We start from the raw sequence: 12,593 nt of genomic DNA on the forward strand, positions 1-12,593 counted from the left end.
GCCATATTTTCCTCGTTTCACTACTTATTTCTTCTATTATAGTATGATATTATTTTCGATTAAAAAGATATGCTGCAATTTATGTTTTATCTGATAGCGGTTGATTAATTATCTTTACTTCTCTCTATAAACTTTGCGAATTTCTCTTTCTCCACTTTCATCATCTCGTCCTCAACCTTACTCCATTTTCCGAAGAGACATTCTTGTAGCACTTCTGCTGCTGAACCTTCATCTATTTCAGAATCATAGACACAGGTTCTGTCCCTCTGATATATCTGAATCTGGTCAAAAATTTTGCTCTGCTCTAACTCTCGAAGATTCCCCACCAAATGCTCCACGATGCCATCATGATGCTCTTTAGGGGTTGCTCTAGCCTTATTTGGGTCTAGGGCATAAAGCTCCTCATAGCGGATAAGCGTGCTGAGGTAGGATAATTCTGACTTGGTCGCCATCACGGCCAAAGAGACTTTGTAGTTTCTTGAGCGTAATAGCAGAGCTCTTTGCTGAGGAACCTCTGTCGTTCTCAAGGTTCCCTCTATAAGCAAGTGATAGCCTTGCTTACTCAACTCTTCAACTAGATGTTCGACCATTTGCCCCGCAAATCCTTTGGTATAATACTAGCCTTGCCATAGGTTTCCTGTAAAGCCAGATAATTGGGATGCAGGGAACGGTAACTATCACCGTCAATAATGATGATATTTCCTTGAAATTTCTTTTGCTTAATCCGGTAAATGGTCGTTTTACCTGCTCTGCTTTGCCCACCAAGTAAGATAGCTTGAGGTTTCTGGGAACTTATTTTTCCTCAAGTTAAGGCACGAATGGTCCGTTTTAGAGCTAATTCAAAATCTGATTGGTTAAATGCCTCTAAGGTCATCAGGTCACCACCTGTTGCTTGGCCAGCTCCAACAGCCGCTCAATGCCATCCAAATAGCCAGTGTAACGCTCGACTTCATCAAAGCTGTCCACCAGGTAAATCTTGGTCTTGATGAGATCTGACAGGTCATCGCTCATCAAGACCCAAGGATTGGTATCGTCATCAAAGGCAATGCCCAACCCATTCTGGTGACGATAGAGTCTGGATAAAATGGCTGAGCCTCGCTCTTTCATGACCTCAATTTTCAAGGTCAGCTGGTAATCTTCTACTGGCGTCAACAGCTTTTCTTCCCCCACAATAGCCACATAAGAAACATTAAACTCGCGACAAATGCGATCTATCAAGTCGATTGATACAGAGCTTGTGCCATTTTCATAACGGCTCAGGCTATTACGAGAAATCCCAATCTTCTCCGCAAACTCCGACTGAGACAATTGTTGCTTTTGGCGAAGAGCCTTAATATTTTCTTGAATCATTGTGGATCCCACTCCTACTTTTCACTCTATTATAGCATAAACACTATAGCATAAACACAAAACACTTGAACCAAAAATGGTGCAAGCGCTTTGTGTTATTCTACCTTAAACTGTTCAATCCGCTTCTCCAACTCTTCTGTATTTAACGGTGCTCTGACAGTCTCAATACAATCATCCAGACTGTCTGCTCGAATGGCTGGCTTCTTGGATAGATTATTTAACTGGCGTATGCTTTCAAGGATAAGGAAAGCTATAATTTCTCCAAATAATAAATTCCTGAATAGGAATGGACAATTCGACAAATTTCGTCATAGGAATAATACTCATGACTCCGTATCGATAGTACCAGTGGCAAACTATTCGAAAATCCAGTCCCAGTTTTCGCATATTCAATGCTACTAATCTCAATATCCCGCTTTTGGGCATATTCTATAAAAGTCTCCAAATCCAACTTTTTATCAACTTCAATATAGAGGCTGTACTTTTTACGCGTTTTTTCGATAATAAAATCTAAACGGTGAACTAATTCAATGACAGTATAGAGGCTGACAGTAGCAATGATAGCAATTTCATAAGCACCAATCCCAATAGCAAGACCATTGGCAGCACAAGCCCAAAGGATAGCTGCTGAGGTCAGCCCTCTAATTTGATTTTTAGTGGTCACAATGATCGAACCTGCACCCAAAAAACCAATCCCGCTTATAACCTGTGCTCCCATACGAACAGGATCACCAATTTTGAATACTTGATAGATATATTGGTTGGTCATCATGACAACAGTCGCACCGAGAGTAACTAGCAGATAGGTTCTGAAACCTGCTGCCTTGTTCTTCATCCCTCGTTCAAAGCCAATAGCACCACCCAGAAACATCGCTAAACCAATTCGGACAAATATTTCAAAAAAAGATAGCTGACGCGTCACCTCAAAAGGTTGAAACAAAAATTCTGCGATAAGTCATCCCCCCTATCTAAGATTTTTCGGCCCAAAACCTTCTGGCAAGATCTCCTTGAGTTTATAAACCCGGTATTCCGTCGTAGACTTGGCAATAATAATTTCAAAATCTTGGTAGCGTCCAAACTCCATCATGACCTGACGACAAACACCACATGGAGCTGTATAGTCCGTCAATTCAGCCTTCATGCCTCCGACCACACAAATGCGTGTGAACTCTCTTTCTCCATCGTAAACAGCTCGGAAGAATGCTGTCCGCTCAGCACAGTTTGTCGGGGTATACGCTGCATTTTCAATATTACAGCCCTGATAAATCTTACCCGTAGCAGTTTCTAAGGCTGCTCCAACGTGAAAATGAGAATAAGGCACATAAGCCTTGTGCATAGCCTCAATAGCTGCTTCGATCAGTTTCCTATAATCTTGTGTCATAGTATCTCCTTTCATAAATTCACGATTTTGCCGATGCCCAGATAAACAATCCATGCACAGACATCCTTAGCATAGTCTCCCAAACGCTCCAAATGCAATAGGATTTGATAATACTCTCGGCCATTTTCGATGCGCTCAGGATAGTTTTTGATATAGTCCGTCAATCGGTCTTGCGTCTCCTTGTAGATCCTATTTATAGTTTCATCCCAAGTTGCAATGAGAATTGCTTTATCAGGGTCTTGGGCCCGATAGGTTTCAAAGGTCTCTTCCAGTAATAGGGTCAGAGCCTCGAAGATGGCATTGATGGGTTCAGTCATTTCTGACAAGCTGCCGCTGTTTGATAATTGGATAATAGACTGGGCAATAGAGCGCAGATGATCACCCATGCGCTCAATATCGGAACTAGCCTTTAGCACCGTGATTATCCTTCTCAAATCTCCTCCAACTGGGTGTTGTAGGGCCATGAGTTCGACAGATTTTGTTTCCAATGCAAGTTCTCGGAAATTAATGTCTTCATCAAATACCATAATCTCAGCAGCCAATTCGCTATTCTCTTCTTGAAAAGCTACAGCGGTTCGTTCTAGCTGCGACAGAACAGCTTGTCCCATATCGTATAAATCGTGATGCAATTCTACTAGAGACTGCTCAAAAGCTTGTCTTAACATAAGACTCCTTTCATTTTCATTGATTAATTGGGCGGTAAATACCACCTACCAGCCATCAGCCTTTGACAGCCGATGGCCGCTTTTAGGAAGGTTCTGAGAGGAGAAATCCTCTCTCTACTAAACTAGAAACGAGCTCAGTAGAAAATATGGACTCGTAGAAACATGAACTACTTTGAAGTATGTCCTACGAGCCTAACTGATGGCGAGCGATCAAACTCGACACCAGAAACATTATGCTTTCTCAGCTAAAATCAACTGACGTACAGCTTCAACTGCTGTTTTAATAGCTATTGAAGTATCGTGTACAATAGGATTGTCTAGCCCTTGTTTTTCCCGCTCTTGATTTCCAAGAGCTAAGAAGATGGCACCAGCTTTCACTTTTCGATAAGCTGCCACGATAAAGAGGGCAGCTGATTCCATTTCAGAGGCCTTACAGCCCATGCGCAGCCAAGCTTGCCATTTGCTTTCTAATTCAGATTGCACAGGCTTGGTTTCAGGGCTATGTTGACCATAGAAGGAATCCTTGGATTGGACCACACCAACGTGATAAGATTGATCGAGAGATTGAGCTGCAGGTATTAGAGCATTGGTCACTTCTACATCCGCAACAGCTGGAAACTCAATAGGAGCATATTCGCGGGTTGTCCCCTCCATGCGAATAGAACCAGAAGCAATGACCAAGTCTCCCCCTTTGACGTCCGTATCCATACCGCCACAGGTCCCGATCCGAATCAAAGTTTCAGCTCCACAATTAACCAACTCCTCAATGGCAATAGCGGCAGATGGTCCACCAATCCCTGTTGAAGTGACACTGACAGGAACACCTTCAAGGCTACCTGTGTAGGTCACATATTCTCGACTGTCGGCTACCAGTTCTGCATTATCTAAATATTTGGCGATGGCTGAACATCGCTTAGGATCTCCAGGTAAAATCACATATTTCCCAATTTGCCCTGGCTCCACATTAATGTGAAATTGTTTATTATCGCTTGCGTATTTCATTTTAACTCCTTAGATTCTCTAGAAATCTCCTAACAACCACGATAGCCTGAGTCACTCTTACAACTCATGGTCTCAATCATAGGCATCTCCCATCTGGGCTAATCCATTTCTTGCACTAAAATAGCCCGTTTATGTTGTCTCATAGGTTAGATTCTGGCCTGTTGCCTTATCGAAGATATGGTGTTCTTCAAAGACGATATGAATGTCCTTGCCTTCATAACCACTGACTTGTCCAACCAAACGGTTATTGAGATCCATCAGGCTGACACGTACATAAGAATCACCAACCAAACCTGTGACCATCACTTCTTTGCCGAGGTTTTCCACCATTTGAACTCGTAATGGTACAGAGTTTTCAACGGCTTCAAGGTGAACACCAATTTCATGTGAACGAGCACCAATGACAACTGACCGCTGACTGGTATCTGTAAAGAAGTCTTGTAAACGCTCAGATACAGCCACTTTAAATAAGTCATGTACAAGATAGGCACGACCGTCTTCATACACTAATTCTGCATCAATAAAGTTCATCGGTGGATTCCCCATGAAATGAGCCACAAAGAGATTTTTAGGATTATGGTACAGCTCTTGCGGTGTATCAAATTGCTGAATGCGACCCTTATCTAAAATAGCAATCTTATCACACATGGACATGGCTTCTTCTTGGTCATGGGTTACTAAGATAGCAGTAATCTTTGTCTCTTTTTGAATACGGCGAATTTCTTCACGAATCTCAATCTTCAAGCGTGCATCTAAGTTGGACATCGGCTCATCCAGAAGCAAAATTTGAGGATTTTTAATCAAGGCGCGCGCCATAGAAACACGTTGCTGCTGACCACCAGAAAGCTGAGCTGGTGTCCGATCCAAGAGAGCTTCAATTTGTAGTTTTTTCGCAATCTCACGTGCTCTAAGATGACGCTCTTCCTTCTTCACTCCCTGTTGTTTCAGTGAAAAAGCAATATTATCAATCACCTTCATGTGAGGATAAAGCGCGTAAGACTGAAATACCATGCCGATATTTCTATCTTTTGGAGCGAGATAGGTAACATCCTTTTCACCAAAGGAAATCTTGCCAGATGTCGGCTCCAAAAGACCCGCCATACAGTTGAGAGTCGTTGACTTTCCACATCCAGATGGGCCTAGCAAGGCAACAAAGGATGACTCTTCAATCTCCAAGTCGATATTATCCAGAGCGACTGCTCCTCCTGCAAATTCTTTTCTAAGCTGTTCAATTTTAATCATATCCCTTTACCTCCTGAAACATTCCCTTTCATCAACTGACCTTGTGATACGATAAAGAAAATCACGACTGGCAACATATATACCAGAGCCATCGCTGAAAAAATACCATAGTCAGCAATCATTTGCTCATTACTGGACACTTTCCGTAAATAGGTTGCTAAAACAGGTGTCTTAGTATTAAAAATCAAGACATTAAACAGGATATAGTTGGACCAGGCTGCCATAAAGGCAAACATAGATGTCGAAGCCAAACCAGGCTTAACCATGTGAATAATCACCTGGAAAAAAGCTGTCAATCGATTACACCCATCCACTAGAGCTGAATTTTCAATGTCCCGTGGAATTTGTAAGAAAAAGTTCCGAATGATAAAGGACGAACCTGGCAAACGAAAGGCAATAGCAACCAAGATAACACCGACCATTGTGTTCAAAATCTTAAGGTACATCAAGACATACACAACCCCAATAAGCAACAACATACCAGGGAACATCCGCAAGACAAGGAGTAACCACGTTAAGAAATTTTTCCCCTTAAATTCTAAACGAGACAAGGCATAGCCCGCCATACAGCTAAAGACAACTTCAAAGACAGTCACAATCACTGTGAAATAAATTGTATTCCACATAGACTGTCCTACAGGGTCAATATTTGTCTGGTCAATCCGAACCGTTTCCGTTAAAAACTTAAAGTTTTCTAAGGTGAACCCACCTGTATCTTGATTTAGAAATGCATTGAGGAAAAACTTCCCATAGATAAAGACAATAGGTAAAATACAAAGACACATGACTGCAATAGCAATTCGTTCATGTTTCTTTTCTAGATTTAATGGACGTTTAGCCATGCGCTAGGACCTCCTTTCTCTTCATTCGACGACTGACTAAACCGATAATCAGCATCAGTGCAGCCACCACAATAATCAATACCAAAGAAATCGCCGCTCCATAACCATATTGGAGATTGCCAAAAGCCTTGTGATAAGCGGAGAGGGCCCAAACTTCCGTCTTCACACCTGGACCACCATCGGTAATCAAGAGGATGGCTATATAGTTAGTTAAAAGACCAAGAGTTTCCCAAAGAGCAATAAAGAGGATGTGGGGTTTGAGATTGGAAAGAATGATGTGCTTGAAAATCTCCCACTCTCCAGCCCCATCTACACGAGCTGCCTTGAATTGGTTCTCAGGAATACTCTTGATGGCACTGGAATAGATCGTTGTACCGTAGGCAATACTCGTTAAAATCTGAACGAAAATAACAATTTCAAATGGATAGGTTGCAATCCAGTTGACAGGAGCATTACCCGTCAAGGCCATATACCACTGGTTCAGGACACCATTTTCAGATGAATCCAACAACCACAACCATAAAACAGAATAGACCACTGTTGGTGTAATCATGGGAATCATCAACATGGACTTGAAGAAATTGCCGATCTTTTCATTGCGGATAAAATAGGTTGTCAACGTTGCAAAGAAAAGTTGCAGGACAATAGTAATCGCAATCGTAATCACGATATAGACAATCGTATTTTGAACAATGGTACCTGTATTTGGATCTTTTAAGATTTTGGTGAAATTTGTAAAACCTACAAAGTTCCAAATAAAGCTACTATTGAGACTGGTAAAAGCCATGATAATGGTCAAAATTGCTGGTAAAATATAAAGCGTTGTAACCAAAATAATAAACGGTGATAGGAAAGCGTAACCTTCAATATTTCGTTTTAGGGCTCTTTTTTTATCAGGGTTCATTTACTTCCTCCTAAATAGTGACAAATCATCAGCTTATAAAGAGAGAAAGAGAGCAGGATTCCTCCATTCATAGAGATCCCAGCCCTCCCTTCTTTATGATATAGAATTAGTCATTAAAAACGATGTTGCTCGTATCTGCCGCGTTAAGCTCAATCTGTACCTTAAAGTCTTCATAGGCTTTTTCAGGTGTGATTTGACCAAGTTCGAGCAAGGTAATTTGCTTGAAGAGTTCGTTGCGGAAGACACTTTCATCGCCAATTGGTGGAACAGTGATAACATGTTCTGCCATGTAGCCAACGTCCTTCAAAATTGGGTTTTCAGTGATTTCTGGCAATTCATTGGCATCTTTAACAGAGGCAAGGGCAAAGATTGTTCCTCCATGTTTGGCCAACTGATTGACAGAATCACCTTTATGCAGTTCATCCAAGAGCTCTTTGGCAATTTCTGGATACTTGGTGCTGGCATTGACTGCGACTGCTTGAGGAGCAGCAACAGTGAATGGTTTTTTATTGTATTTGGATTTAGGGAATACTGCAAACCCGATATGGTTGACAAGCTCTTCTGGAGTTTGGTTCACTTCTTGTGCCACATACGTTGAAGCAAAAACTGGTCCATAGTATGAGAAGGCTGTGCCATCACCCACCATTTTTTGGATAGATGTCCATTGTTGTTGGGTCAAGTCTTGTGGTGTAATCTTATCCGTATTGGCTGCATCATACATGAATTGGAAGAAGCGAGTGATACTCTCCTTGTCAACTACTAGCTGTCCCTTCTCATTATAGTGAGCTGACCCATATTCACGAAGCACATCTAAGAAGTCAGAGCCTTTACCTGGGCGGTGAAGGAGACCCCATTTTACAACTCCAGCATCTTGCAATTCTTTGTTCAGAGCGATGAAGTCTTCCCATGTAAAGCTACCATCAGCAAATTTTTGTGGAAACTCTGCAATCTTTTCTTCAGACCAACCGTGTTTACGAAGGGCATCTTTGTTAAAATAGATCGCACGAGTCGGTACATCGAATGGCATAGCATAAAGCTTCCCATCCATCTTAAATGAATCCAGAGCACCATCGACAAATTTTGATTCATCCAAACCTGTCACATCCAGTACCAAACCATTATTGACGTGGTCTTGTAAATTCCCAGCTAAACTGAAAATATCTGGACCTTCACCATTTTTAGTGGCAAAGAGGACATTTTGCATGTACTCATCCCAGTCAATCCGCTGGTAGTCTTTTTCAATGACAATCTTGAGGTCACGGCCTTCTTCTTTGTATTTTTCATTCAGACGGTCAGCGGCGGCTGCAATACCATCAGGAATAGAAACAAAGTCCATGTTATGCGCCACCTTGATGGTTACTTCTCCTGTAAGGTCGTTTGTACCAGTTCCCGCATCTTTGTTTCCTGATGAGCAGGCTGTTGCAATGGTTGCTGCTGCACCCAGCAAACACAATGAAGCTAATTTTTTGAAGTTCATGATTTTCTCCTTTTAAAGTCATTTGCCTAAATCGCTGAAAAATGTTTAGCCTCCTTTTATTAATTTGCAAAACAGACAAACTATATTTACTATAACGCTTTCATATAGCTATCTCTATTATCTTATAAGAAAGCGTATTCCACCAGATAACAATGTTTCATCTTTTTTAACTTATGTTTCCTGATGCTTATAGTATTTCACAAAATAGCTTATCATCTCAGCTGTACAGCATATCCCAAATCTCCCGAAATCTTGCCTTATAAAATATCATCTAAGCAAGAATGTCAAACACTTTATCATATTCACTGCGAATTGTTACTAATGTCAATATTTTAAGTGGATTATCGACCATAGACCTCATCACTTGGAAACCTATTAAATCTTCTCTTTACAGTACATTTTTTGGTATACTAGTATTATCTATATGTATTGGAAGGAATAGACATGACACATTTGAATCGCTTGACAGATATCTCTTCAAGAGCCAATCTTTGGAATGTAAGGTTTAATAACTACTTGGATTATATCACCCTTTCTCCTCAAATAAATGTCTATCAAAGTGGTCACAAATGGTACTCCACACCTGGTTATTTATCCGAGCCTGCGATTTATGATCACTACATTATCCATTACATCATCTCCGGCAAGGGCAAATATTTTATTGATGGAGAAGTTATAGAAGTCAATAAGGGAGATTGCTTCCTCATACCGCCCTATAAAGTCGTCCAGTATCAAGCAAGCCATGATTCCCCTTGGACCTACTACTGGATAGGCTTTAATGGCATTGAAGCTCTTGATTTGCTAGATCTTGCAGGTTTTACCAACAACTATGTCCTATCCTTTAAGTCAACTCCATTAGATTCTATTTTCAACGATATTGTCTCTATCAAAACCTCTACAAAAGCCTTAGAATTAGCCTTACTGGGTCAGTTATATACACTATTTGCACAGCTTATCAATAACAGTGACACCAAGGTTAACCAAAATAACACTTACTACAATAAGGCCATCCAATACATTCAGGAAAATTATTCGCATTCAGACCTGTCCATCACTAAAATTGCTTCCCATGTTGGTCTAACACGCTCCTACCTTTATAAGATATTTATTCAAGTTTCAAAATTATCCATATCTGACACTATTACCAACGTCCGACTCAGCAAAGCGCTATCCCTCATAAGAAATAGCAATTACTCTATCCAAGAAATAGCCTTTATGGTTGGATTTAATTCTCAGGCCTATTTCTCAAAAATATTTAAATTGCATTTCAACATATCTCCAACAGACTATCGAAAACAGCTTAAGTAATCAGATGCAGGATAAGGTCTCTCAAACCTTATCCTCTTTGCTGTTAGCTATCACACTAGTTTTACACAACCACTGCTATAAAGACCTTAAACCATCACAGGTCCAATTCCTCTCGGTTAAAAATATTATAAGCAACAACTCGGTATCTTCCATTCTCATAAGTCATGACCGAAACAGAACCATTTTCAGGATCAACATCTGTCTTATAGTCTGGATCGAGTAAATTAAACAAAGCCTTAATAGCTGAACTATGAGAAACCAAAAGAAGGTTTCCATGGCTGTGGTGGCCGACAATATCTGCCATAGCATCCAAGAGTCTACTGGAAAAATCATCATAATTTTCAGCCAGCTGGGCAGGATCTAGTTCTTTTAGCATATTGAGCTTCATGCCTTCGGTGATGACAGCATCCTCTTCTAAATCATAGACATCACGCGCCCGATCTTCAGCAATTTTCCAAACTTCTGGACCATACAACCCCTCATAGTAGCCAAAACCCACCTCACGTAGCTTTTTGACTTCCTGAATCGGAGGTTGCTGTTGGTCTCGCTGAGCCAGAAAAATCCTACCTGTTTCGATAGCACGCGTCAAATCACTTGAATAAACTGCCTCAAATGAGATATCTGAAAATGCTCTACCTGCCTCTTGCGCAACAGTTATCCCCTTCTCTGTCAATTGCGAGTTGGACCAGCCCTGCAAACGACGGTAAACATTAAACTGTGTTTGACCATGCCTAAGAAAAAAGAGTTTTAGTTTAGTCATAGTAGGGCTCACTTTCTAAAAAAGTTATATAATGACGCTCGATAGCCTCCGCCAAAGCTTGCTTGAGCGAAGCATGCTTTTCGCTAAACGCATACTTGGGATCTTGAAAGACCTCGTCATCATAACGCCATACGACACTTTTTCCCAGGGTCTCATCTTCCCAATCATAGCGCGGAAAAAGATGGGCATGTGTCACGGGATGACTGTTGCCTAAAATACTATAATTGATTCGTCGTGCCTGCAACACTTCCATCATGGCATCACCTAAAATAGACATTTCTATCAAATATTTTTCTCGAACATCGATTGGCATATCCGTCAGATGGTCATATTGCCCTTTCGTGAATAGGATACAGTATCCCTCCCAAAACTGATTTTTCCCCATTTCGACATAGCTTGTTTCAAATTCATAAACAAAGTAAGGCCTATGTGTGAAATTGTCCTTATCCTCCATTTTAACCTCTTTTCTAAATGATTCTATTCTACTTTCTCACAATGCTTGATCCAAAGATAAAGTCGTAGATGTAATCATTAACCTTAACATGCATGGCGTCGTGGCCATACTCAGGTAAGATTTTCATCTCTTTTTCACAGGTCAAGCGGTTATAGATCGCAAACTGGGTTGATGGTGGACAAATCTCATCTTCCAGACCGACCACAAAGGCTACTGGACATGTGATGCGGTGCGCCAAGTTTTTGATGTCTATGTAGGACAAATTAGACAAGAAATCTGCTTCCGTTTCATGGAAGGGGTCTGAAAACTTAAAGTATCGGAAGAGTTCATTATAAGGTTCACTGTTGTCCCCAAGTTCCAGAATTCGCTTGAAGTCAGACAAGAATGGGTAGATAGATGCTGTTTTAGTGATTTTAGGGTTAAGTGCCGCAGCAACTAAGGCCAAGGCCCCACCTTGTGAAGCACCGTAGCTGACCAGATTGCTCTCATCGACAAAGTCTTGAGCAGCGATGATGTTAATCAGCTGGTAAACATCCAGGTAAACATCCTTATAAAAGAGTTTATGTGGCCCTTCTAGTGCCCCACGGATGACTTGACCCTTAACCGTCATGCCGTCAAACTGACCATGGTCAATCGACCGTCCGGCTTGACCACGTACATCCAAATAAACCACTCCATAGCCAGCAGCCACAAACTTGAGGCTCTCTGTCCAGTCTGGGCTCTGCCCTTGGTAACCGTGGAAGTAAAAGAGCACAGGCACTTTGTCATCCGTCTTAGGGAAGATACACTTGGCAAATACCTTACCATTATTGGTGCCGTCAAACCACAACTCGTAACACTTGGCAAATGGCAGGTTAAAGGACTGCTCTGTCAGCTTATACTGGGGAAGCTCAGAAACCTTGTCCAGTTCTGATTGCCAAAAATCATCAAAATCACCAGGCACTTCATGACGACCATGATAGGCCTGCATGTCCTTTAAACTCATATTATCAATCATCTGTTTCTCCTTTTTATAGTTAACTTGCGAATCATACTCAAAGAAAATCAATCTAGACTAGGCAAGGAGTCGCAGACAGCTCAAATAGTCCAGTGGACTGTTTGAGGAGCGAGCCCAGAAACAAGTAAGCGAGCTAGAGGGCTACGGGCAGACCTTAGACGTCAAGCCCGATGAGGCAGTGGCTAAGGTCTGCCCTAGTTTGGAAAGAAAA

At 41.3% G+C, this 12,593-nt stretch carries 13 protein-coding genes and 1 pseudogene; 1 reads left to right on the forward strand and 13 read right to left on the reverse strand.

Annotation, left to right across the window (positions count from 1 at the left end):
* Nucleotides 1–104: 104 nt before the first annotated feature.
* The 10 genes and pseudogenes from ABID29_RS03660 to ABID29_RS03705 form a co-directional block, all read right to left on the reverse strand.
* Nucleotides 105–874: pseudogene (locus tag ABID29_RS03660) on the reverse strand (zeta toxin family protein).
* Nucleotides 874–1,350, reverse strand: a complete 477-nt coding sequence (locus tag ABID29_RS03665; protein WP_354364482.1) for a helix-turn-helix domain-containing protein — start codon at nucleotides 1,348–1,350, stop codon at nucleotides 874–876. Before ABID29_RS03665 ends, ABID29_RS03660 begins: the two are co-directional and overlap by 1 nt.
* A 250-nt stretch (nucleotides 1,351–1,600) precedes the next feature.
* Nucleotides 1,601–2,221, reverse strand: coding sequence for an MgtC/SapB family protein (locus tag ABID29_RS03670; RefSeq protein ID WP_354364484.1), 621 nt, complete (start codon nucleotides 2,219–2,221; stop codon nucleotides 1,601–1,603).
* Nucleotides 2,222–2,314: 93 nt separating this feature from the next.
* A complete protein-coding gene (cdd, locus tag ABID29_RS03675; RefSeq protein WP_354364486.1) occupies nucleotides 2,315–2,731 on the reverse strand; it encodes a cytidine deaminase in 417 nt (138 codons plus the stop codon).
* Nucleotides 2,732–2,742: 11 nt separating this feature from the next.
* Nucleotides 2,743–3,396 (reverse strand): phosphate signaling complex protein PhoU, encoded by a 654-nt coding sequence (phoU, locus tag ABID29_RS03680; RefSeq protein WP_354364487.1) that lies wholly within the window; start codon nucleotides 3,394–3,396, stop codon nucleotides 2,743–2,745.
* 231 nt (nucleotides 3,397–3,627) lie between these two features.
* On the reverse strand, nucleotides 3,628–4,398 hold the full coding sequence (gene udp / locus ABID29_RS03685) for a uridine phosphorylase (protein ID WP_354364489.1): 771 nt from the start codon (nucleotides 4,396–4,398) through the stop codon (nucleotides 3,628–3,630).
* Nucleotides 4,399–4,527: 129 nt separating this feature from the next.
* Nucleotides 4,528–5,640 carry an ABC transporter ATP-binding protein gene (locus ABID29_RS03690; RefSeq protein WP_354364490.1) on the reverse strand — a complete coding sequence of 371 codons (1,113 nt, stop codon included), beginning with the start codon at nucleotides 5,638–5,640 and terminating at the stop codon, nucleotides 4,528–4,530.
* A complete protein-coding gene (locus ABID29_RS03695; RefSeq protein ID WP_354364492.1) occupies nucleotides 5,637–6,482 on the reverse strand; it encodes a carbohydrate ABC transporter permease in 846 nt (281 codons plus the stop codon). The genes ABID29_RS03690 and ABID29_RS03695 overlap by 4 nt, the downstream gene beginning before the upstream one ends.
* Nucleotides 6,475–7,386 (reverse strand): carbohydrate ABC transporter permease, encoded by a 912-nt coding sequence (locus ABID29_RS03700; protein ID WP_354364494.1) that lies wholly within the window; start codon nucleotides 7,384–7,386, stop codon nucleotides 6,475–6,477. The genes ABID29_RS03695 and ABID29_RS03700 overlap by 8 nt, the downstream gene beginning before the upstream one ends.
* Before the next feature lie 106 nt (nucleotides 7,387–7,492).
* Nucleotides 7,493–8,863, reverse strand: a complete 1,371-nt coding sequence (locus ABID29_RS03705) for an ABC transporter substrate-binding protein (protein ID WP_354364496.1) — start codon at nucleotides 8,861–8,863, stop codon at nucleotides 7,493–7,495.
* A gap of 444 nt (nucleotides 8,864–9,307) precedes the next feature.
* Between ABID29_RS03705 and ABID29_RS03710 the strand changes: the two genes are divergently transcribed.
* Nucleotides 9,308–10,171, forward strand: a complete 864-nt coding sequence (locus tag ABID29_RS03710; protein WP_354364497.1) for an AraC family transcriptional regulator — start codon at nucleotides 9,308–9,310, stop codon at nucleotides 10,169–10,171.
* 94 nt (nucleotides 10,172–10,265) lie between these two features.
* On the opposite strand, the gene ABID29_RS03715 is transcribed toward ABID29_RS03710, so the two are convergent.
* Genes ABID29_RS03715 through ABID29_RS03725 form a run of 3 tightly spaced genes read right to left on the reverse strand, consistent with a single transcriptional unit; the run spans nucleotide 10,266 to nucleotide 12,382 of the window.
* Complete coding sequence (locus ABID29_RS03715; protein WP_354364498.1) at nucleotides 10,266–10,931, reverse strand: histidine phosphatase family protein; 666 nt, start codon at nucleotides 10,929–10,931, stop codon at nucleotides 10,266–10,268.
* On the reverse strand, nucleotides 10,924–11,385 hold the full coding sequence (locus ABID29_RS03720) for an HIT family protein (protein ID WP_354364500.1): 462 nt from the start codon (nucleotides 11,383–11,385) through the stop codon (nucleotides 10,924–10,926). Before ABID29_RS03720 ends, ABID29_RS03715 begins: the two co-directional genes overlap by 8 nt.
* A 28-nt stretch (nucleotides 11,386–11,413) precedes the next feature.
* Entirely contained in the window at nucleotides 11,414–12,382 is a 969-nt protein-coding gene (locus ABID29_RS03725; protein WP_354364501.1) for an acetylxylan esterase, read from the reverse strand.
* Nucleotides 12,383–12,593: the final 211 nt, after the last annotated feature.

The organism is Streptococcus rupicaprae, assembly GCF_040545225.1.
Lineage (GTDB): Bacteria > Bacillota > Bacilli > Lactobacillales > Streptococcaceae > Streptococcus > Streptococcus rupicaprae.

What these genes read in the sequence shown, in the direction of transcription:
- ABID29_RS03705 (WP_354364496.1), bottom strand. Translation starts at nt 8,863, where the DNA reads ATGAACTTCAAAAAATTAGCTTCATTGTGTTTGCTGGGTGCAGCAGCA.
- ABID29_RS03670 (WP_354364484.1), bottom strand. Translation starts at nt 2,221, where the DNA reads ATGTTTCTGGGTGGTGCTATTGGCTTTGAACGAGGGATGAAGAACAAG.
- udp (WP_354364489.1), bottom strand. Translation starts at nt 4,398, where the DNA reads ATGAAATACGCAAGCGATAATAAACAATTTCACATTAATGTGGAGCCA.
- ABID29_RS03720 (WP_354364500.1), bottom strand. Translation starts at nt 11,385, where the DNA reads ATGGAGGATAAGGACAATTTCACACATAGGCCTTACTTTGTTTATGAA.
- ABID29_RS03665 (WP_354364482.1), bottom strand. Translation starts at nt 1,350, where the DNA reads ATGATTCAAGAAAATATTAAGGCTCTTCGCCAAAAGCAACAATTGTCT.
- cdd (WP_354364486.1), bottom strand. Translation starts at nt 2,731, where the DNA reads ATGACACAAGATTATAGGAAACTGATCGAAGCAGCTATTGAGGCTATG.
- ABID29_RS03690 (WP_354364490.1), bottom strand. Translation starts at nt 5,640, where the DNA reads ATGATTAAAATTGAACAGCTTAGAAAAGAATTTGCAGGAGGAGCAGTC.
- ABID29_RS03715 (WP_354364498.1), bottom strand. Translation starts at nt 10,931, where the DNA reads ATGACTAAACTAAAACTCTTTTTTCTTAGGCATGGTCAAACACAGTTT.
- ABID29_RS03725 (WP_354364501.1), bottom strand. Translation starts at nt 12,382, where the DNA reads ATGATTGATAATATGAGTTTAAAGGACATGCAGGCCTATCATGGTCGT.
- phoU (WP_354364487.1), bottom strand. Translation starts at nt 3,396, where the DNA reads ATGTTAAGACAAGCTTTTGAGCAGTCTCTAGTAGAATTGCATCACGAT.
- ABID29_RS03710 (WP_354364497.1), top strand. Translation starts at nt 9,308, where the DNA reads ATGACACATTTGAATCGCTTGACAGATATCTCTTCAAGAGCCAATCTT.
- ABID29_RS03695 (WP_354364492.1), bottom strand. Translation starts at nt 6,482, where the DNA reads ATGGCTAAACGTCCATTAAATCTAGAAAAGAAACATGAACGAATTGCT.
- ABID29_RS03700 (WP_354364494.1), bottom strand. Translation starts at nt 7,386, where the DNA reads ATGAACCCTGATAAAAAAAGAGCCCTAAAACGAAATATTGAAGGTTAC.